This is a genomic window from Marilutibacter aestuarii (assembly GCF_006546775.1).
Classification (GTDB): Bacteria; Pseudomonadota; Gammaproteobacteria; order Xanthomonadales; family Xanthomonadaceae; genus Marilutibacter; species Marilutibacter aestuarii.
The window spans coordinates 60,619-79,687 of the sequence record NZ_VICE01000105.1; the positions used below are offsets into that span (position 1 = coordinate 60,619).

The 19,069-nt window shown below is 68.5% G+C and carries 18 protein-coding genes; 7 read left to right on the forward strand and 11 right to left on the reverse strand.

All coding sequences use genetic code 11. The features are described from left to right. Nucleotides 1-226: 226 nt before the first annotated feature. A complete protein-coding gene (locus tag FKV25_RS11455) occupies nt 227-646 on the forward strand; it encodes a DUF4440 domain-containing protein (RefSeq protein ID WP_170218623.1) in 420 nt (139 codons plus the stop codon). Between the two features lie 77 nt (nt 647-723). Here FKV25_RS11455 and acnA read toward each other — a convergent pair whose 3' ends face one another. Continuing rightward, entirely contained in the window at nt 724-3,471 is a 2,748-nt protein-coding gene (gene acnA, locus FKV25_RS11460) for an aconitate hydratase AcnA (RefSeq protein WP_141518938.1), read from the reverse strand. Between the two features lie 205 nt (nt 3,472-3,676). Between acnA and FKV25_RS11465 the strand changes: the two genes are divergently transcribed. The 3 genes from FKV25_RS11465 to FKV25_RS11475 are packed head-to-tail and all read left to right on the forward strand — an operon-like array spanning nt 3,677 to nt 6,994. Further along, nucleotides 3,677-3,928 carry an AbrB/MazE/SpoVT family DNA-binding domain-containing protein gene (locus tag FKV25_RS11465; protein WP_141518939.1) on the forward strand — a complete coding sequence of 84 codons (252 nt, stop codon included), beginning with the start codon at nt 3,677-3,679 and terminating at the stop codon, nt 3,926-3,928. Between the two features lie 4 nt (nt 3,929-3,932). Further along, nucleotides 3,933-4,346, forward strand: coding sequence for a type II toxin-antitoxin system VapC family toxin (locus FKV25_RS11470; protein ID WP_141518940.1), 414 nt, complete (start codon nt 3,933-3,935; stop codon nt 4,344-4,346). 56 nt (nt 4,347-4,402) lie between these two features. Then, on the forward strand, nt 4,403-6,994 hold the full coding sequence (locus FKV25_RS11475) for a bifunctional aconitate hydratase 2/2-methylisocitrate dehydratase (RefSeq protein ID WP_141518941.1): 2,592 nt from the start codon (nt 4,403-4,405) through the stop codon (nt 6,992-6,994). A gap of 93 nt (nt 6,995-7,087) precedes the next feature. Here the strand turns inward: FKV25_RS11475 and FKV25_RS11480 are convergent, their stop codons facing one another. From FKV25_RS11480 to FKV25_RS11495, 4 genes are read right to left on the reverse strand one after another with little or no spacing between them, the layout of a single operon-like run. Further along, nucleotides 7,088-7,687 carry a lysogenization protein HflD gene (locus tag FKV25_RS11480; protein ID WP_141518954.1) on the reverse strand — a complete coding sequence of 200 codons (600 nt, stop codon included), beginning with the start codon at nt 7,685-7,687 and terminating at the stop codon, nt 7,088-7,090. 20 nt (nt 7,688-7,707) lie between these two features. Beyond that, complete coding sequence (gene mnmA, locus FKV25_RS11485) at nt 7,708-8,850, reverse strand: tRNA 2-thiouridine(34) synthase MnmA (protein WP_141518942.1); 1,143 nt, start codon at nt 8,848-8,850, stop codon at nt 7,708-7,710. Then, nucleotides 8,847-9,326, reverse strand: coding sequence for an NUDIX hydrolase (locus tag FKV25_RS11490; RefSeq protein WP_141518943.1), 480 nt, complete (start codon nt 9,324-9,326; stop codon nt 8,847-8,849). Before FKV25_RS11490 ends, mnmA begins: the two co-directional genes overlap by 4 nt. Nucleotides 9,327-9,339: 13 nt before the next feature. Further along, complete coding sequence (locus FKV25_RS11495; protein ID WP_246072063.1) at nt 9,340-9,792, reverse strand: hypothetical protein; 453 nt, start codon at nt 9,790-9,792, stop codon at nt 9,340-9,342. A 130-nt stretch (nt 9,793-9,922) separates the two neighbouring features. Here FKV25_RS11495 and clpS point away from each other — a divergent pair, with 130 nt between their 5' ends. Beyond that, nucleotides 9,923-10,243, forward strand: a complete 321-nt coding sequence (clpS, locus tag FKV25_RS11500) for an ATP-dependent Clp protease adapter ClpS (protein ID WP_141518945.1) — start codon at nt 9,923-9,925, stop codon at nt 10,241-10,243. A 181-nt stretch (nt 10,244-10,424) separates the two neighbouring features. After that, nucleotides 10,425-12,710 (forward strand): ATP-dependent Clp protease ATP-binding subunit ClpA, encoded by a 2,286-nt coding sequence (gene clpA / locus FKV25_RS11505; RefSeq protein ID WP_141518946.1) that lies wholly within the window; start codon nt 10,425-10,427, stop codon nt 12,708-12,710. Nucleotides 12,711-12,803: 93 nt separating this feature from the next. On the opposite strand, the gene infA is transcribed toward clpA, so the two are convergent. The 6 genes from infA to trxB all read right to left on the reverse strand — a co-directional run bounded on the left by infA (nt 12,804) and on the right by trxB (nt 18,327). Then, complete coding sequence (gene infA, locus FKV25_RS11510) at nt 12,804-13,022, reverse strand: translation initiation factor IF-1 (protein WP_027068842.1); 219 nt, start codon at nt 13,020-13,022, stop codon at nt 12,804-12,806. A gap of 144 nt (nt 13,023-13,166) precedes the next feature. Beyond that, nucleotides 13,167-13,913 (reverse strand): leucyl/phenylalanyl-tRNA--protein transferase, encoded by a 747-nt coding sequence (aat, locus tag FKV25_RS11515; protein ID WP_141518947.1) that lies wholly within the window; start codon nt 13,911-13,913, stop codon nt 13,167-13,169. A gap of 33 nt (nt 13,914-13,946) precedes the next feature. Further along, a complete protein-coding gene (locus tag FKV25_RS11520) occupies nt 13,947-15,086 on the reverse strand; it encodes a GNAT family N-acetyltransferase (protein WP_141518948.1) in 1,140 nt (379 codons plus the stop codon). Next, on the reverse strand, nt 15,083-16,378 hold the full coding sequence (locus tag FKV25_RS11525) for a DUF2254 domain-containing protein (protein ID WP_246072064.1): 1,296 nt from the start codon (nt 16,376-16,378) through the stop codon (nt 15,083-15,085). The genes FKV25_RS11520 and FKV25_RS11525 overlap by 4 nt, the downstream gene beginning before the upstream one ends. An 85-nt stretch (nt 16,379-16,463) precedes the next feature. Beyond that, on the reverse strand, nt 16,464-17,357 hold the full coding sequence (locus tag FKV25_RS11530; protein ID WP_141518949.1) for a metallophosphoesterase: 894 nt from the start codon (nt 17,355-17,357) through the stop codon (nt 16,464-16,466). 22 nt (nt 17,358-17,379) lie between these two features. Beyond that, nucleotides 17,380-18,327, reverse strand: a complete 948-nt coding sequence (gene trxB / locus FKV25_RS11535) for a thioredoxin-disulfide reductase (protein ID WP_141518950.1) — start codon at nt 18,325-18,327, stop codon at nt 17,380-17,382. Nucleotides 18,328-18,573: 246 nt separating this feature from the next. Here trxB and FKV25_RS11540 point away from each other — a divergent pair. After that, nucleotides 18,574-19,069: Rossmann-fold NAD(P)-binding domain-containing protein (locus tag FKV25_RS11540; protein WP_484177347.1), on the forward strand; the 496-nt coding region annotated here is incomplete at its 3' end.

A 19,069-nucleotide genomic window follows, 5' to 3' on the forward strand; every position in this document is an offset into this window, starting at 1 on the left:
CTATCCACAGTGTTTGCCGCTTGCGTGCCGCCGACCAGCGCGGATCACACAGGGATGCGCCAGCGTACGTTGGGCATCGATTGGAGCATACGCCCCATGGGGTGGCAAGGTAGAGTGCAGCATCGGTTGCATTGCCGCCGCGCGAGGCTGCCGTCCCTTCGAATCCCGGACGAGACCCTCCATGATGAAGTGCTCGACATCCACGCACGCACCTTTCCGATGGCTGTTGACGTGCCTGCTCCTGCTGTCGGTGATCGCCCTTGCGGGCTGTAGCCGGGAGACCCCGGAAGCCAGGCTCCGGCAGGCGGTCGACTTGCTCGGCGAGGCCATCGAGGCCCGCGATGCGGGGGCCATCGAAGACCGGCTCGCCGAGGACTTCATCGGTCCCGACGCCATGGACCGGGATGCCGCCCGGCGCATGGCCGCACTGATGTTCCTGCGCTATCGTGACGTCGGCGTCACCCTGGGGCCCGCCCGGACCGAGATCAGCGGTTCGCATGCCACGGTCCGGTTTGAGGCCCTGCTGACGGGGGGCGGCGGGCAACTGTTGCCCGAGAGCGTCCGGGCCTACCAGGTCGACAGCGGCTGGCGCCTCGAGGACGGAGAGTGGCGCTTGACCAGCGTCGACTGGTCGGGCCGGCGCTGAGGCCACCCGGCAAGGGGACTTCGCCCCGAACGCCCGCCGCAGCGCGGCGGGCCGGGCTTCCGCCCTTCGCGGGACACTCAGGCCGCTTTCTTCGCGGCGAGCTGACGCAGCACGTAGTGCAGGATGCCGCCGTGGCGGAAGTACTCGACTTCCTTCGGCGTCAGCAGCAGCACGCGGACCTCGAAGCGGGTCTCGCTGCCGTCGGCCTTGCGGGCGACGACCGTCGCGGTCTTCGCCGCCCCGTCGTCCAGGCCGCTGATGTCGAAGGTCTCGCTGCCGTCGAGGCCGAGGGACGCGATGCTGTCGCCGTCCTTGAACTGCAGCGGCAGCACGCCCATGCCGACGAGGTTGGAGCGGTGGATGCGCTCGAAGCTCTCGGCCACGACCGCCTTCACCCCGAGCAGGTTGGTCCCCTTGGCGGCCCAGTCGCGCGATGAACCGGTGCCGTACTCCTTGCCCGCCAGCACGACCAGGGGCACGCCCTCGGCCTTGTACTTCATCGCGGCGTCGTAGATCGCCATCTTCTCGCCGCCGGGCTGGTACAGGGTGTTGCCGCCTTCTTCGCCACCCAGCATCAGGTTCTTGATGCGGATGTTGGCGAAGGTGCCGCGGACCATCACGTCGTCGTTGCCGCGGCGCGAGCCGTAGCTGTTGAAGTCGGCCGGCTGCACGCCGCGCCCCTGCAGGAAGCGGCCCGCGGGCGAATCCTTCTTGATGTTGCCCGCCGGCGAGATGTGGTCGGTGGTGATCGAGTCCCCGAACAGGCCCAGCAAGCGGGCGCCGTGGATGTCGGCGATCGTCCCGACGTCCATCGACATGCCATCGAAGTAGGGCGGGTTCTTGATGTAGGTCGAAGCTTCGTCCCAGGCGAACGATTCGCCGTCCAGCGACGCGATGCGATTCCACCGGGTGTCGCCCTTGAACACGTCCGCGTAGTTCTGGGCGAACAGCTCGGGGCCGACGGTCGCGGCGATCATGTCGCCGATTTCCTTGTTGCTCGGCCAGATGTCGCGCAGGTAGACGTCGTTGCCGTCGCTGTCCTGGCCGATCGGGTCGTTGGTCAGGTCGATGTCGATCGTCCCGGCGATGGCGTACGCCACCACCAGCGGCGGCGACGCCAGGTAGTTCATCTTGACCTCCGAGTGGACGCGGCCCTCGAAGTTGCGATTGCCCGAGAGCACCGAGGCCACCACCAGGTCGTTCTCGGCGATGCCCTTGGAGACCGGGTCGGGCAGGGGGCCGGAGTTGCCGATGCAGGTCGTGCAGCCATAGCCGACCACGTAGAAGCCCAGGCTCTCGAGGTCGTCGAGCAGGCCGGCCTTCTTCAGGTAGTCGGTCACCACCAGCGAGCCCGGCCCGAGCGAAGTCTTGACCCAGGGCTTGGCCTTCAGGCCGAGTTTCGCGGCATTGCGCGCCACCAGGCCCGCGCCGAGCATCACCGCCGGGTTGGACGTATTGGTGCAGGAGGTGATCGCGGCAATCACGACCGAGCCGTCGCGCAGTTCCGCTTCCTGTTCCTGCACGGTGATGGTCGACACCGGCGGCGCCGCCAGGTGGTCGGCCTGGTGCTGGTGCCCGCCCTCGGCGTCCATCCGGTCCTTGCCGTTGCGCGGGGCGCGGTTGGCGACCAGGCCGGTCAGGTTCTCGCGGAAGTTGGACTGCATGTCGCTCAGCAGCACGCGGTCCTGCGGGCGCTTGGGACCGGCCAGCGAGGGCTTCACCTCGCCCATGTCCAGTTCCAGGATGGTGGAATATTCCGCTTCCGGCGCGCCCGGCTCGTGCCACAGGCCCTGGGCCTTGGCATAGGCCTCGACCAGGGCGATCTGCTCGTCGCTGCGCCCCGACAGGTGCAGGTAGCGCACCGCCTCGGCGTCGATGGGGAAGATGCCGCAGGTCGCGCCGTACTCGGGCGCCATGTTGGCGATCGTCGCCCGGTCGGCCAGCGGCAGGTGTTGCAGGCCTTCGCCGAAGAACTCGACGAACTTGCCGACCACGCCGAGCGCGCGCAGCATCTGGGTGACGGTGAGCACCAGGTCGGTGGCGGTCGCGCCCTCGGGCAGCTTGCCGGTCAGCCTGAAGCCGACCACCTGCGGGATGAGCATGGAGGAGGGCTGGCCGAGCATGGCGGCCTCCGCCTCGATGCCGCCCACGCCCCAGCCGAGCACGCCGATGCCGTTGATCATGGTGGTGTGGCTGTCGGTGCCGAACACGGTGTCCGGAAAGGCCAGCAGCTCGCCGTCGACGTCGCGCTCGACCACCACGCGCGCCAGGTTCTCCAGGTTGACCTGGTGCACGATGCCGGTGTTGGGCGGCACCACCTTGAAGTTCTCGAAGGCCTTCTGGCCCCAGCGCAGGAAGCTGTAGCGCTCCATGTTGCGCTCGAATTCGATCTTGCCGTTGAGGTCCAGCGCGTCGGCGCGGCCGAACACGTCCACCTGCACCGAGTGGTCGATGACCAGCTCGGAGGGAATGAGGGGGTTGATCTGGCTGGCCTTGCCGCCGAGCTTGCTCACCGCATCGCGCATGGCCGCGAAGTCGACCACGCAGGGCACGCCGGTGAAGTCCTGCAGGACCACGCGCGCGGGCATGAAGGCGATTTCGGTGTCCGGTTCCTTGCGCGCATCCCAGCGGGCGACCGCCTCGATGTGTTCCTTGCCCACCGTCTGCCCGCCGTCCTCGTGGCGGAGCAGGTTCTCGAGCAGGATCTTCATCGAGTAGGGCAGCCGGGAGATGTCGAACTGCTTGCCCAGGCCCGGCAGGCTGAAATAGGTGTAGGACTTGCCGTTGACGTCGAGTTTCGCTCGGGTGGCAAAGGAATCGCTCATGGGCCGGGGCTCCTTGTCATGCTGATGGCGGGTGCGGGGGTCGGGCGCGGCCGCAGCCCGGCGCTCGCGGCGTCGGGCGTCGACCGGGCGGGGAGGGACCCCATGCAGGTTCTGGCTGCGGGAATGATAGCGCCGCGGATGTGACGACACGTTGAGTATGCACCATCAAGTATGTACAATTTGTGCATACTTCAAGGAGGTCGCCATGGAAGCCACGGTTGCCGAACGCGGTCAGATCACCTTGCCCAAAGCGGTCCGGGACGCCCTGGGCCTGACCAAGGGGACCGTGCTCAAGGTCGAGCTCGATGGCAGCCGCATCGTGCTGCGCAAGAGCGTCGACGATGCCATCTCCCGGGCCCGCGGACGCTTCCGCCTCGACGGCTTCGAGTCCACCGACGACGCCATGCGGACCATCCGTGGCCGCGCCCCCGGCGAGCCCCTGGACAACGGGGACTGAGCCCATGATCGCACTCGATTCCTCCGTGCTCGTCGACCTGCTGGCCGACGGCCCGCAGGCGGATGCCGCCGAAGCCTGCCTGCGGCAGTGCCTGAGCGCCGGGCCGGTGGTCATCAGTGAAGTCGCCCTGGCCGAGGTCTGCAGCGCGCTGCGCGACGGCTCCGAGGCGCTGGCGGTGCTGGAGGAGATGAGCATCCGTTTCAGCCCCCTGGAAGCCAAGTCCGCGCTTCGTGCGGGCGAGATGCAACGGCGCTACCGCCAGCGCGGCGGCGCTGCTGGCGCCCGCGCACGGACGGTGCCCGACTTCCTCATCGGCGCGCATGCGCTCCTGCAATGCAATGGGCTCATCACCCGCGACGATGCCTTTTACCGCGACTACTTCAAGGGACTGAAGTTGATCGTGCCGACGACCGAGTAGACCGGCGTCCCCCCACACGTTCTTTTCCCCGTACCACCATCCACGCCGGAGCCACCATGTTGGAAGCCTACCGCCACCACGTCGCCGAGCGCGCCGCACTGGGTATCCCCCCGCTGCCGCTGACCGCACAGCAGACCGCCGACGTCATCGAACTGCTGAAGAACCCGCCGGAGGGCGAGGGCGACTTCCTGCTGGAACTGATCGCCCATCGCGTGCCCGCGGGCGTCGACGACGCCGCCCAGGTGAAGGCGAGCTACCTGGCCGCGGTGGCCTTCGGCACCGAGGCCTGCCCGCTGATCGACCGCCGCCGCGCCACCGAGCTGCTGGGCACGATGCTCGGCGGCTACAACATCCATCCGCTGGTGCAGTTGCTCGACGACGCCGACCTGGGTCCCGTCGCCGCGGAAGCGCTCAAGCACACCCTGCTGATGTTCGACGCCTTCCACGACGTCAAGGACAAGGCGGACAAGGGCAATGCCAACGCCCGCGCGGTGCTGCAGAGCTGGGCCGACGCCGAATGGTTCACCAGCAAGCCGGAAGTCCCCGAGAGCCTGACCGTCACGGTCTTCAAGGTGCCCGGCGAGACCAACACCGACGACCTGTCGCCGGCGCCCGACGCGACCACCCGTCCGGACATCCCCATGCATGCGCTGGCGATGCTCAAGAACCGTCGCGACGGCGCGGCGTTCGAGCCGGAGGAAGACGGCAAGCGCGGCCCGATCGCCTTCATCCAGTCGCTCAAGGACAAGGGCCATCCGATCGCCTACGTGGGCGATGTCGTCGGTACCGGTTCGAGCCGCAAGTCGGCGACCAACTCGGTGCAGTGGTGGACCGGCGAGGACATCCCGTACATCCCCAACAAGCGCTTCGGCGGTGTCTGCCTGGGCAGCAAGATCGCGCCGATCTTCTACAACACCATGGAGGACGGCGGCGCGCTGCCGATCGAGCTCGACGTCGACGCGATGCAGATGGGCGACGTCGTCGAATTGCGTCCCTATGAAGGCAAGGCGCTCAAGGACGGCGCGGTCATCGCCGAATTCGAGGTCAAGTCCGAAGTCCTGTTCGACGAGGTGCGCGCTGGTGGCCGCATCCCGCTGATCATCGGCCGCGGCCTGACGGCCCGCGCCCGCGAGGCCCTCGGCCTGCCGGCGTCGACCCTGTTCCGCCTGCCGCAGCAGCCGGCCGACAGCGGCAAGGGTTTCACCCTGGCGCAGAAGATGGTCGGACGCGCCTGCGGGCTGCCCGAGGGCCGCGGCATGCGCCCGGGCACCTACTGCGAGCCGCGGATGACCTCGGTCGGCAGCCAGGACACCACCGGCCCGATGACGCGCGACGAGCTCAAGGACCTGGCCTGCCTGGGCTTCTCGGCCGACCTGGTGATGCAGTCGTTCTGCCACACCGCGGCCTATCCCAAGCCGGTCGACGTGAAGACCCACCATGAGTTGCCGGCCTTCATCAGCAACCGCGGCGGCATCTCGCTGCGCCCGGGCGACGGCGTCATCCACAGCTGGCTCAACCGCATGCTGCTGCCCGACACCGTCGGCACCGGCGGCGACTCGCACACGCGCTTCCCGGTCGGCATTTCCTTCCCGGCCGGCTCGGGCCTGGTCGCGTTCGCGGCCGCCACCGGCGTCATGCCGCTGGACATGCCCGAGTCGGTGCTGGTGCGCTTCAAGGGCCGCATGCAGCCCGGCGTGACCCTGCGCGACCTGGTCAACGCGATCCCGCTGTACGCCATCAAGCAGGGCCTGCTCACCGTCGCCAAGCAGGGCAAGAAGAACATCTTCTCCGGCCGCATCCTCGAGATCGAGGGCCTGCCGGACCTGAAGGTCGAGCAGGCGTTCGAGCTGTCCGACGCCTCGGCCGAGCGCTCCGCCGCCGGCTGCACGGTGCACCTGGACAAGGAACCGATCATCGAGTACATCAACTCGAACATCACCCTGCTCAAGTGGATGATCGCCGAGGGTTACCAGGACGCCCGCAGCCTGCAGCGCCGCATCAAGGCAATGGAGGCCTGGCTGGCCGATCCCCAGCTGCTCAAGGCCGACGCCGATGCCGAGTACGCGGCGGTCATCGAGATCGACCTGGCGGACGTGCACGAGCCCATCGTGGCCTGCCCGAACGATCCGGACGACGTGAAGACCCTCTCCGAGGTCGCCGGCGCGACCATCGACGAGGTCTTCATCGGCTCGTGCATGACCAACATCGGCCACTTCCGCGCCGCGTCGAAGCTGCTGGAAGGCAAGCGCGACATCCCGACCAAGCTCTGGGTGGCCCCGCCGACCAAGATGGACGCCGCCGAACTCACCAAGGAAGGCCACTACGGCACCTTCGGCAGTGCGGGCGCGCGCATGGAAATGCCCGGTTGCAGCCTGTGCATGGGCAACCAGGCGCAGGTGAAGGAGGGCGCCACGGTGTTCTCCACCAGCACCCGCAACTTCCCCAACCGCCTGGGCCGCAACTCCAACGTCTACCTGGGGTCGGCGGAGATGGCCGCGATCTGCTCGCGCCTGGGGCGCATCCCGACCAAGGCCGAGTACATGGCCGACATCGGGGTGATCAACGCCAACGGCGAGGAGATCTACCGCTACATGAACTTCGACCAGATCCAGGACTACAAGGACGTGGCCGACACCGTGACCGCCTGAGCCAGGGCGGGACCCCAAGACCAGGAAGCCCGGCATCGCCGGGCTTCCTGCGTTCCGGGCCGGCGAAATGCCTCTCGACCCGCGCTGGCGGGCTCAGCGCAGGGCGCCGTGCGCCGCCTCGCGCATGCGGCCCCTGGCCAGCAGGAAGTCGAGCAGGCTGCCGCCCATCTGGCGCCAGAGCACCGCCGAGCGGACCGCGGCGAGCAGGGCCGCGCGCACCTCCGCCACCACCGAGGCCTGTCCCAGGTAGTGCGGGTTGCCCTGCACCAGCACCCGCGGTCGCAGGTGGCTCAGGGTTTCGGCGTACAGCGTGCCCAGGGCGGCCATGACGTCCGGATGGGTGCTGCCGTCGGCGCGTGCCCGCTCGCCCAGTGCCAGGATGTCGCGGTGCACGCGCGAGGCCATCTCGTCGTCGCGGACGAAGCGCCGCTCCAGCTGCATGACCGCCATCGCCAGGCGCGGCAGTTGCGGATCGGCATTGCGCCCCTCGAAGTAGTCCTTCAGCAGGGTAAGGCCGGGCATCAGGGCATGGCGGCCCCCGTAGACCTCGGCCGGCGACTCCGCGTCGATGCGGAACACCGAGTCGAGCACGGTGGACAGGGCGGCGGTGTTGGCCTGCCCGGTGTCGGCGATGCGACGCACCTGGGACAGGGCCTGGACCAGGCCCGCCAGCGCCAGGACGCGGTCGGACATGGGGTTGTCGGGGGTTTCACTCATGTGGCGGGAGCACTCGTTCGTGATTCGAGAGGGGCATCGGTGGACGCGATCACCGCGCCCCCCAGGCAGGTGTCGCCGTCGTACAGGACCAGCGACTGGCCGGGGGTCACCGCGCGTTGCGGATGTGCGAAACGCACCGACAGGTGGCCATTGTCCAGCACCTCGACCTCGCAGTCCTGGTCGGCCTGCCGGTAACGCGTCTGCGCCGTGCAGCCGAAGCCCTTCGCGGGTGGGGTACCGTCGATCCAGTGCGCGACCTCGCTGTGCAGCATCGAGGACAGCAGCCAGGGCGAGTCATGGCCCTGGTCGACGTACAGGATGTTGCGCGCCACGTCCTTGCCGACGACGTACCAGGGCGCCTGTTCGAAGCCACGGACGCCGCCAATGTTGAGGCCTTCGCGCTGGCCGAGGGTGAAGTAGAACACCCCGGGATGTTCGCCGACCCTGCGTCCGTCGGGCGTGAGCATCTCGCCCGGCTGCGCGGGCAGGTACTGCGACAGGAAGCCGCGGAAGTCGCGCTCGCCGATAAAGCAGATGCCGGTGGAGTCCTTCTTCGCGGCGGTCGGCAATCGCGCTTCGGCGGCCATGCGCCGGACCTCGCTCTTGGGCAGCTCGCCGAGCGGGAACAGGGTCGAGGCCAGCTGGTCCTGACCCAACTGGTGCAGGAAGTAGCTCTGGTCCTTGCCGCGGTCCACGCCGCGGAGCAGGCGGTGGCGTCCGTCCACGAGCGCGACGCGGGCGTAGTGTCCGGTGGCGATCCGCTCCGCCCCCAGCTCACGGGCGGCGTCGAGGAAGTGCTTGAACTTGATCTCGCGATTGCACAGCACGTCCGGGTTCGGGGTGCGCCCGGCGGCGTACTCGGCCAGGAAGTGCTCGAACACGCCGGCCCAGTACTCAAAGGAAAAGTCGCGGAAATGGATGGGGATGCCCAGGCGTCCGCAGACCGCCACCGCATCACGCCGGTCTTCCTCGGCGCGGCAGGGGCCGGTGGTCCCGGCCTCGCCGTCGCGGGGAGCTTCCTCGGCCCAGTTCTGCATGAAGAGTCCGGCGATCGACTCGCCCGCCTGCTGCAGCCTCAGCGCGGTCACCGAGGAATCGACGCCGCCGGACATGCCGACGATGACGCGCGCCCGGCTCATGGCAGCGCCTGCAGCAGCTCCAGCGGATGGCGCCGCCCGGCCAGGAAATCGGCGGCGGCCTGCCAGACCAGGGGGCTGCGGTGCTCGCCGGCACGCGCCTGGAGCTCGGCCGGGGTCATCCACACGGCGCGAAGGATACCGTCGTCGAGCGGGCGGGCGGCATCGTGCGCGACCGGTTCGGCGGCGAACGCGAAACGCAGGAAATGGCGTCCTCCACGGCCGTCGGGGCCCGCGGGCGCGGTCCACTGGTAGGCACCGACGAAGGCCGTCAGGCGGACCTCCCAGCCGGTTTCCTCCAGGGTCTCCCGCCGGGCCGCCTCAAGCAGGCTCTCGTCCGGCTCCAGGTGCCCGGCGGGCTGGTTGAGCACGCGCCTGCCGCCGACCGTCTCCTCCACCACCAGCAGGCGGCCGCCGTCGGCGACCACCGTGGCGACGGTGACATCGGGTTGCCAGAAGCGGCCTTCGCGGTAGCTCATCCCGGTGCCGGCCTCAGAACTCGTCGTCGCCGTCGGTCAGCACGATTTCCATCTGGTCAGCGATCTTCACGGCATATTCGATGGCATCGTCCAGGGCATCGTTGGACGCCTGCGCATCGATCTTGACCACGTAGACGGCCATGTCGCCCTGCTTGACCCAGGCGCCTAGCTTGTTCTCCTCGGAGTCTTCCAGGAGCTTGTTGGCGACGACGGCCGGGAAGTCGTCACCGGGGGCCTGGTAGGCCGGGGCCCATATCTCGCGAACCTGGTGGCTACCGTAACGCTCGACGTTGGAAATGACGAAAACGAGCTGCGAGCGGCCGTTCTCGGTCTCGAAGACCATCCTGTAATCGCCGTCGTCGTCGACTTCGTAGTCGTGGCCGATGGCGTCGAGCTGCTGCTTGATCCGGGCGTCCTGGGCGTGGGCCGGGGCGCCGGCGAGGCCAACGGCCAACAAGACGAGCAAGGAAATCGATCGCACGGTGGTTCCCCCTGTTGTTGCACTGATTGAGCTTGCATTGTGCCGGTCGATCCGGGATGCGTCCATGCGCCCTGCGGGCCCGCGGTCGCTCGCCACGGCCCGGTATAATCGCCGCATGCCCAACCCCACAGACCACGAGCACCAGCATGGCGCCCTGGTGGAGACCGACCGTCCCGAGGTCGCCCGCCCGCCCATGTATTCGGTGTTGCTGCTCAACGACGACTACACCCCCATGGACTTCGTGGTGGAGGTGCTCATGCGCTTCTTCCCGATGAACATCGAGAAGGCGACCCAGATCATGCTCCACGTCCACACCCGGGGGCGCGGCGTCTGCGGTGTGTTCACCCGCGAGGTGGCAGAGTCGAAAGTGGCCCAGGTGAACGAATACTCAAGGCTCAACCAGCACCCCTTGCTGTGCACGATGGAAAAGGCCTAAAACTGTCCTGGAAGACGTGGTAAACAAGGGAGGAAGGTCGTAGACAGGGGTTCCTTTCCGGCGGAGGAGGAGAGGTCCATCGAGCTGAACCCCGGGCGGTCCAAGGCCACGCGTGGGGGCATGGAAAAGCACCCGCCCGTCCCCATCTAGGATGGCAGTAGTCTTCAGGAGGTCACCTCCCATGTTCAGCAAGGATCTCGAGTTCAGCATCGGCCAGTGTTACAAGCGCGCCCGCGAGGCGCGCCACGAATACATGACCGTGGAACACCTGCTGCTGGCGCTGCTCGACAACCCCTCGGCGGAAGTCGTGCTCAAGGCCTGCGGCGCGGATTTCCACCGCCTCCGCTCCGACCTGGAGCAGGCCATCGCCACGTCCGTGTCGGTGCTTCCGGAGGATGTGGACCGCGACACCCAGCCGACGCTGGGCTTCCAGCGCGTCCTGCAGCGGGCCGTCTACCACGTGCAGTCCTCCGGCAAGAAGGAAGTGACCGGCGCCAACGTGCTGGTCGCCATCTTCGGCGAGAAGGACTCCCACGCCGTCTATTACCTGGGCCAGCAGGACATCGCCCGGCTGGACGTCGTCAATTACATCTCCCACGGCATCGCCCGGCATGGCGCGGACGAGGAGGGCGCCTCGCAGGGTGGCGAGGAGATCACCCCCGCCGAGGGCACCGAAGGCGAGGGGCGCAACGAACCGCTGGACGAGTTCGCCGTCAACCTCAACAAGATGGCCACCGAAGGCCGGATCGACACCCTGGTCGGTCGCGCCGACGAGATCGAGCGGACCATCCAGGTCCTGTGCCGGCGCCGCAAGAACAACCCGCTCTACGTCGGCGAGGCCGGCGTGGGCAAGACCGCGATCGCCGAGGGCCTGGCCCTGCGCATCGTCAACGGCGAGGTCCCGGACGTGCTCAAGGGCGCGACCGTGTATTCGCTCGACCTCGGCGCGCTGGTCGCCGGCACCAAGTACCGGGGCGACTTCGAGAAGCGGCTGAAGGCGGTCCTCAAGCAGATCCGCAACGAGGACGACGCGATCCTCTTCATCGATGAGATCCACACCATCATCGGTGCCGGCTCGGCCAGCGGCGGCACCATGGACGCGAGCAACCTGATCAAGCCGGCCCTGGCCTCCGGGGACCTGCGCTGCATCGGGTCGACCACGTTCCAGGAATACCGCGGGATCTTCGAGAAGGACCGCGCCCTGGCCCGCCGCTTCCAGAAGATCGACATCGTCGAGCCGACCGTGGCCGAGGCGGTGGAGATCCTCAAGGGCCTGCGCCCGCGCTACCAGGAGCACCACGACGTGCTCTATACCGACGACGCGCTGCAGGCCGCCGTGGACCTCTCGGTCAAGCACATCGGCGACCGCCTGTTGCCCGACAAGGCGATCGACGTGATCGACGAGGCCGGCGCCCGGCAGCAACTGCTCCCCGACCGCGAGCCGCAGGCGCTCATCGACGTGGACACGATCGAGCTGATCGTGGCGAAGATGGCGCGCATCCCCGCCAAGCAGGTCAGCGCCACCGACAAGGACGTGCTGCGCAACCTGGAGCGCAACCTGAAGATGGTGATCTTCGGGCAGGACCCGGCGATCGAGACGCTGACCTCGGCGATCAAGCTGGCGCGTTCCGGCCTGGCCAATCCCGACAAGCCGATCGGCAACTTCCTGTTCGCCGGCCCGACCGGCGTGGGCAAGACCGAGGTCACCAAGCAGCTCGCGCTGCAGTTGGGGATCGAGCTGGTCCGCTTCGACATGTCCGAGTACATGGAGTCGCATTCGGTCAGCCGCCTGATCGGCGCGCCCCCGGGTTACGTCGGCTTCGACCAGGGCGGCCTGCTGACCGAGAAGATCGTCAAGACCCCGCACTGCGTGCTGCTGCTCGACGAGATCGAGAAGGCCCATCCGGACATCTTCAACATCCTGCTGCAGGTCATGGACCGCGGCGTGCTGACCGACACCAACGGCCGCGAGGCGAATTTCCGCAACGTGATCGTGGTGATGACCACCAACGCCGGTGCCGCACAGGCCTCGCGGCGCTCGATCGGCTTCACCCGCCAGGACCACTCCACCGACGCCATGGAAGCGATCCGCAAGGGCTTCAGCCCGGAGTTCCGCAACCGCCTGGATGCGGTGGTGCAGTTCCAGCCGCTGGAGATGGCGCACATCCTGCGCGTCGTGGACAAGTTCCTGATCGAGCTCGAGAGCCAGCTGCACGAAAAGCAGGTCAGCCTGAGCGCCACGCCGAGCGCGCGCGACTGGCTGGCGCAGCATGGCTTCGACCCGCTGATGGGCGCCCGGCCGATGACCCGCGTCATCCAGGACCGGATCAAGCGCCCGCTCGCCGACGAACTCCTGTTCGGCAAGCTGGCCGGAGGCGGGCGCGTCACCATCGACGTGAAGGACGACACCCTGGTCATCGACGCCCAGCCCGAGCCGGAGAAACTGCTGCCGGCGACGGTCGAATAAGCAGCGGAAGACGCAACGAAAAAAGGCGGCCCCAGGGCCGCCTTTTTCATTTGTTGACCTGGAATATCTTTCCAGATCATAAGCTTGCGCGTATTACTTCATGCGATAGGTGATGCGGCCCTTGGTCAGGTCGTAGGGCGTCATTTCCACCTTCACGCGGTCGCCGGTCAGGATGCGGATGTAGTGCTTGCGCATGCGACCGGAGATGTGGGCAATGATCTCGTGCCCGTTTTCGAGGCGCACGCGGAACATGGTGTTCGGAAGGGTTTCCGATACCGTGCCCTCGAACTCGATCACGTCGTCTTTGGCCATGTGGTTCCTGGAATCTCGTGGTGGGACTGGGGGGCTGGCTGGATTTGCCGAGGCGGGCGAGCCGCAGGCAACCGCCAAGCCGGGCATTGTGCCACGCAAGTACCGGTCACGCAAAGAAAAGGTTGACAGTCGCGAGCCGAGGACCTAGACCGGCGCTGCGAACGCGTTCGCGGGCAGGACGCCGAAGTCGTCGCGCCAGGGCCCGGCGCGCCCGGGTCGCGTCGCCTCGCCATCGACGATCCTCAGGAACGCCTCGCGGGGCCGGGTCACCGCGCCCATCCGCAGCAGGTGGGGATTGGTGACCTGGGCGTCAAGCCACGGCCAGCCCCACTCGCCGAGGCGGCGCGCGAGCGCGGCAAGCGCGACTTTCGAGCCGCCCGGGCTCGCGCTGAACATGCTCTCGCCGAAGAACATCCGCCCGACCGCGATGCCATACAGGCCGCCAACCAACCGCTCGCCCTGCATGACCTCGATCGAATGCGCATGGCCCAGGCGATGCAGCTCGCCATACGCGCGGCGCATCTCACCGGTGATCCAGGTGCCGTCCTGGCCGGGGCGGGGCAAGCTCGCGCAGGCGCCGACCACCTCCTCGAAGCGGTGGTCGGCGCGCACCACCCAGTCCGAGGCCCGCAGGCTGCGACGGAAGCGCCGGGAGAGATGCACGCCGCCCGAGGCGGTGGAGAACATCACCCGCGGATCGGGCGACCACCACAAGATCGGCTGGCCGGCCGAGTACCAGGGAAAGATGCCATGGCGGTAGGCGTTGAGCAGGCGCGGCACGGACAGGTCGCCGCCGACCGCCAGCAGGCCGTTGGGTTCCTCGAGCGCCAATCCGGCCGGCGGGAAGGGCGCATGCGGATCGGCGTCGAGCAGGAAAGGCAGGCGGTTCATGCACATCCCCCGGCCGGCGATCGCGCGGTTCGCTCAGGCGGGCGCATCGTCGGTCTTGAAGGGCAGCCGTCGCGACAGCGCGGCGGCGTGTTGTTCCACGAGTTCGCTTTCCTCGCGGCACCAGCCCGCCAGCGCGTCGCGGAAGACCGGGTCGGCGATCCAGTGCCGGCTGTGGACCAGGCGCGGACGAAAGCCGCGTGCCAACTTGTGTTCGCCCTGTGCGCCCGGCTCGAACCGGCGCAACCCTTCGCGCAGGCAATATTCAATGCCCTGGTAATAGCAGGTTTCGAAATGCAGGCCGGGCAGGGTGGCGTGGCATCCCCAATATCGGCCGTACAGGGTATCGCCGCCACGAAGGCACAGGGCCCCGGCCAGGGTCTCGGCGCCGACGTCGGCCAGGACCAGCACCAGGTGCCGGGGCAGGGCCCGGGCCAGGTGCCTGAAGAACGCCAGGCTGAGCGCGGGGTGGTTGCCGTACTCGGCGAAGGTCTGCAGGTAGAGCGCGTGCATCGAGGCGAGGTCCGACTCGCTCGCCTCGTCGCCATGGACGACGCGGAACGCCACGCCCGAGGCGGCCAGGCGGGCGCGCTCGCGGCGAATGTTCTTGCGATGCTTGCTGTCCATCGCCGCCAGGAAGTCGTCGAAGTCTCGCCAGCCGTCGCGGTTTTCCCAGTGGTACTGGATGTCGTGGCGGGCCAGCCAGTCCGGGCCGAAGCTCCCGGCCTCGGACCCGGAGTGGAAATTGACGTGGGCCGAGGACAGCCCCTCCCGCTCGCACCAGGCCGTCATCGCCGCGAGAAGGGCGGGGCGATGCGCCGGGTCCGCAGCGAGCAGGCGCGGCCCTCCGACGGGCGAGTAGGGCACCGCGCACAGGTACTTCGGGAAATAGTCCAGCCCGGCTCGCGCGTGGGCATGGGCCCAGGCATGGTCGAAGACGAACTCCCCATGCGAGTTGTGCTTGAGGTAACCGGGCGCGGCGGCGACGAGCCTGCCGCGCTCCCACAGCGTCAGGTGCCGGGGCGTCCAACCCCAGTCGGCGCGTATGCAGCCGGTGGATTCCAGCCCCGAGAGGAAGGCATGGCCGACGAAGGGATTGCTGCCGTCATGCAGCGCATCCCAATGTTCCCCTTCGACCCCGGAAAGGGCGTCGAGCCAGCGGACTTCGAGCGTCATGCCGGCTTGCGGGTCCGTGCGGGCAGGACGTCGCCGACCAGGCGCGGCCGGCTCGCCGCGAGCACGGCCGCGCGGTCGGGCTCGAAGTCCATCGCCGCGAGCGCCCGCTGGCAGGCGGCGGACGCCTGCTCGCGGATCGGGTCCTCGAAATGGACGAAGCCCAGGTCGTCGAGCGCGGCGAATGCCTTCTGCAGCCGGATGCCGATCTCGCGCATGCCGGCACCGTCGCGCGCGATGGCCGGGAACACGTCCTCGAACATGTCGGACTCGCGCAGTGCGGGGACGAACACGCGCGACTGGCTCACCTCGACCTCGTCCTCCTTGCTGGCGCGCCCCCGTGCCCAGCCCGCGAACAGTCGGACCACCGTACCGATGACGTCGATCGCGGTGCCCGGGTCGTTCACGGCCGGCGACAGCGCCCGCACGGCAATCTCCGTCAACACGACCAGTCCATAGCGGGGATCGTTCTCGAACGTGCGCGAGTCGCCGACCACGAAGGCCTTGCGGAAGGCCTCGGTTGCGGGGTCGTCGAGGTCGGCCGAGAGCCGCGCGAGCGGGCGTCCGGGCACCGCGAAGGAGCCGGGCAGGACCTCGAGGTGGATGTCCACGTCGTGCTCGTCGCTGAACTGCCCCAGCTGCGCCATGTCGATGTATTCGATGTAGCCCACCTGGGTCGACTCCACCGCGATCGCGTCCTCGGGCGGCGCCCGCCAGGGCGCACCGCCCAGCCAGGGCTTGCGGGCGCGATGCTGCATGGCGCGACGGGTCGCGGTTTCGACCAGGTTGATGGTCTCCGCGACCCGGCCGAAGCGAGACAGCTGCTCGATCCATCGCAGCAGCGTCACCGTGATCAGGACGATCACCCCGATGGTCGCGGCCAGCAGCAGCACCCGGCCGCTGTCGCCATAGATGCCGGCGCTGAGGGCGATCAGGCCGACAATCGAGAACAGGAAGGCGCCAATGAAGGTGGCCAGCGCGCCCTGCGCCGTCGTGTCCTCGATCAGCAGCTTGGCCGCACGCGGCGTCGCCGTGCTGGAAGCGGCGCCATAGGCCGAGACCATCGTCGCCAGCGAGAAGGTGGTGACCGCGAGCATCGACGTGGCGAGGATGCCCAGGATGTTGCCGACCGAACCGGCACCGATCGAACCGGCCAGGCCCGGCGGGATGAGCGGTTTCGCGGCCACGCCAAGCAGGGCCGTCACGATGCCCAGCAGCCCGTACAGCGAGGCCCGGAACCACATCCGCCGCGAGTAGCGCGACAGCACGAACAGCCATTTGTCGGTCAGGGCCACGGCATGCCTCTCGGGGGTCGGACGCACAGTATGCGCATCGCGCGGTGATCGCGGTCTTCAGGTGGCCCCCCGATGCGCGCGCGACTCAGGGCTGGAGGTGCAGTACGTCGATCGTGGGCGGGTTGAACAGGCGCATCGGCAGGCCGACTTCGCCAACGCCGGCGGTGACGAATACGCGCACGGGGCCCTGCGGCGTGGGCAGCCAGCTCTCGCCCCGGTCGAAACCCATCGCGCTGGGAATCACCTTGCGGTAGAGCAGCGGGATGCGCATCTGCCCGCCATGGGTGTGCCCGGCCACCACGAGGCGCACCTGGGCTGGCGAGAGGTCGATCGCGCTGTCGGGGTTGTGGGCCAGCACGACGGTCGGGCGCGCCGGATCCGGGCTGTCGGCAAGGAAGCCCGGATCGTCCTTGCCGGCCCAGCGATCGCCGAGCCCGGCCCAGCGGATTCCCGGTTCATCGCCGGCGAAGCGTCCCTCGATCACCTGCACGCCCAGTCCGGCCAGTGCGTTCCTGAGCTCGACGTCGATGTCCGGTCCGGGCGCCTGCTGGTCGTGGTTGCCCAGTACCGCGTAGACGGGCACCCGGATCCGGGCTAGCGGCGCGAACATGGTCGCGAGCGGAGCATCGCCCGGCTCGTAGGTCAGGTCGCCGGCGATCAGCACGGCGTCGACCGGGAGGGCGTCAAGGCGATCGACCAGGCGCTCCAGGTAAGCGGTGCCCTTGTAGACGCCCAGGTGGATGTCGCTGACCAGCGCGATGGAGGTGCGGGCGCCGGTGTCGGCAAGCACCGTTTCCCGGACCCGGAGCATCTGCGGTTCCACGAAACGCGCCCATGCGAACAGCAGCAGCGCAGCGAGCACCAGCGCGGCCGGCACGCGCCGGCCCGGGCGGCGGAGGCGCCAGGCCAGCCACGCGATCAGTGGCAGGACCAGGTAGCTGCCGTGGAACAGCAGCTCCTTGGCGAGCAGTTTGTCCACGCGGCCGCGCGGCCGGCGCCCCTTACTTCTCCAGGAAGCGTTCGGCGTCCAGCGCGGCCATGCAGCCGAAGCCGGCCGAAGTGATCGCCTGGCGATAGACCTGGTCGGCCACGTCGCCGGCGGCGAAGACGCCTGGGACACTGGTCGCGGTGGCATCGCCGGCCAGGCCGGTCCTGATGGTGATGTAGCCGTTCCTCATGTCCAGCTGGCCCTCGAACAGACCCGTGTTCGGGGTATGACCGATGGCCACGAAGAAGCCGTGCACGTCGATGTCGCGGGTGGAATCGTCCAGCACCGAGCGCACGCGCATGCCGGTGACGCCGGCGTCGTTGCCCAGGACCTCGTCGACGACGTGGTGCCAGACCGGCTCGATCTTGCCGGCCTCGATCCGGGCGAACAGCTTGTCCTGCATGATCTTCTCGGCGCGCAGCGTGTCGCGGCGGTGCACCAGGTAGACCTTGCGGGCGATGTTGGACAGGTAGAGCGCCTCCTCGACGGCCGTGTTGCCGCCGCCGATCACCGCCACGTCCTGGTCCTTGTAGAAGAAGCCGTCGCAGGTCGCGCAAGCGGAGACACCGCGGCCCTTGAAGGCCTCTTCCGAGGGCAGGCCCAGGTACTTGGCGGTCGCGCCGGTGGAGATGATCAGTGCGTCGCAGGTGTACTCGCCGTTGTCGCCGACCAGCTTGAAAGGGCGCTGGGACAGGTCGGCGGTGTGGATGTGGTCGAACACGGTCTCGGTGTCGAAACGCTCCGCGTGGGCCTGCATTCGCGCCATCAGGTCCGGCCCCATCAGGCCATGGGCATCGCCCGGCCAGTTGTCGACCTCGGTGGTGGTCATGAGCTGGCCGCCCATCTGCAGGCCGGTGATGACGACCGGCTTGAGGTTGGCGCGCGCGGCATAGACGGCGGAGGTCCAGCCGGCCGGACCGGAACCGAGGATGACGAGGCGGGCATGCTTGGAAGGGCTCATGGGTATAATGAAGGCCTGTTGGGGCGCGCTCTGGCGCATGGGTCTCACTCACGGGGCCGGGCCACGCCGGACGGGCGGGACGACCGTGATCGAGCCCATAGCTTGGAGGCGGCGTCCGGGCAAAACAAGGCAGGTCCCGGGAAGCAGTGTTCCGGGCCCGCACGCCGGGCGCGTCCCGCGCGCCCATGCACCCGGCCGGATCGTCGCAGTCGCGGCTTTTTTTCTGGCCGCACAGGAGAATCCGCCATGCGCATCGGCATCCCCAGTGAAACCAAGACACTGGAAGGGCGCGTCGCCCTGGTGCCGGCGGCGGCGGGCGACCTCGTCCAGCGCGGCCACGAGGTGTGGGTCGAACGGGGCGCCGGTGCCGCCAGCGGCTTCAGCGACGCGCAATACGAAGCACTGGGCGTCCACGTCGCGGCCGATGCCTCGACCCTCTATTCGCGCGGCCAGTTGATCGTCAAGGTCAAGGAGCCCATCGAGGGCGACCTGGCGCACCTGCGCAGCGACCACCTGCTGTTCTGCTACCTGCACCTGGCCGCGGCGCCTGCCCTGACGCGGCGCCTTCTCGAGATCGGTCTCACCGCGATCGCCTTCGAAACCGTCGAGCTCGACGGCGGCGAGCTGCCCCTGCTGGCGCCGATGTCGGTCATCGCCGGTCGCATCGCGGTCCAGGTCGGCACGACCCTGCTGCACCAGCCCCAGGGCGGGAAGGGCAGGCTGCTGGGCGGCCTGGCATCGA

Bases quoted from the DNA above. Each gene is read 5' to 3' on its own strand.
- acnA (WP_141518938.1), bottom strand. From the start codon at position 3,471: ATGAGCGATTCCTTTGCCACCCGAGCGAAACTCGACGTCAACGGCAAG.
- FKV25_RS11465 (WP_141518939.1), top strand. From the start codon at position 3,677: ATGGAAGCCACGGTTGCCGAACGCGGTCAGATCACCTTGCCCAAAGCG.
- FKV25_RS11470 (WP_141518940.1), top strand. From the start codon at position 3,933: ATGATCGCACTCGATTCCTCCGTGCTCGTCGACCTGCTGGCCGACGGC.
- FKV25_RS11475 (WP_141518941.1), top strand. From the start codon at position 4,403: ATGTTGGAAGCCTACCGCCACCACGTCGCCGAGCGCGCCGCACTGGGT.
- FKV25_RS11480 (WP_141518954.1), bottom strand. From the start codon at position 7,687: ATGTCCGACCGCGTCCTGGCGCTGGCGGGCCTGGTCCAGGCCCTGTCC.
- mnmA (WP_141518942.1), bottom strand. From the start codon at position 8,850: ATGAGCCGGGCGCGCGTCATCGTCGGCATGTCCGGCGGCGTCGATTCC.
- FKV25_RS11490 (WP_141518943.1), bottom strand. From the start codon at position 9,326: ATGAGCTACCGCGAAGGCCGCTTCTGGCAACCCGATGTCACCGTCGCC.
- clpS (WP_141518945.1), top strand. From the start codon at position 9,923: ATGCCCAACCCCACAGACCACGAGCACCAGCATGGCGCCCTGGTGGAG.
- clpA (WP_141518946.1), top strand. From the start codon at position 10,425: ATGTTCAGCAAGGATCTCGAGTTCAGCATCGGCCAGTGTTACAAGCGC.
- infA (WP_027068842.1), bottom strand. From the start codon at position 13,022: ATGGCCAAAGACGACGTGATCGAGTTCGAGGGCACGGTATCGGAAACC.
- aat (WP_141518947.1), bottom strand. From the start codon at position 13,913: ATGAACCGCCTGCCTTTCCTGCTCGACGCCGATCCGCATGCGCCCTTC.
- FKV25_RS11520 (WP_141518948.1), bottom strand. From the start codon at position 15,086: ATGACGCTCGAAGTCCGCTGGCTCGACGCCCTTTCCGGGGTCGAAGGG.
- trxB (WP_141518950.1), bottom strand. From the start codon at position 18,327: ATGAGCCCTTCCAAGCATGCCCGCCTCGTCATCCTCGGTTCCGGTCCG.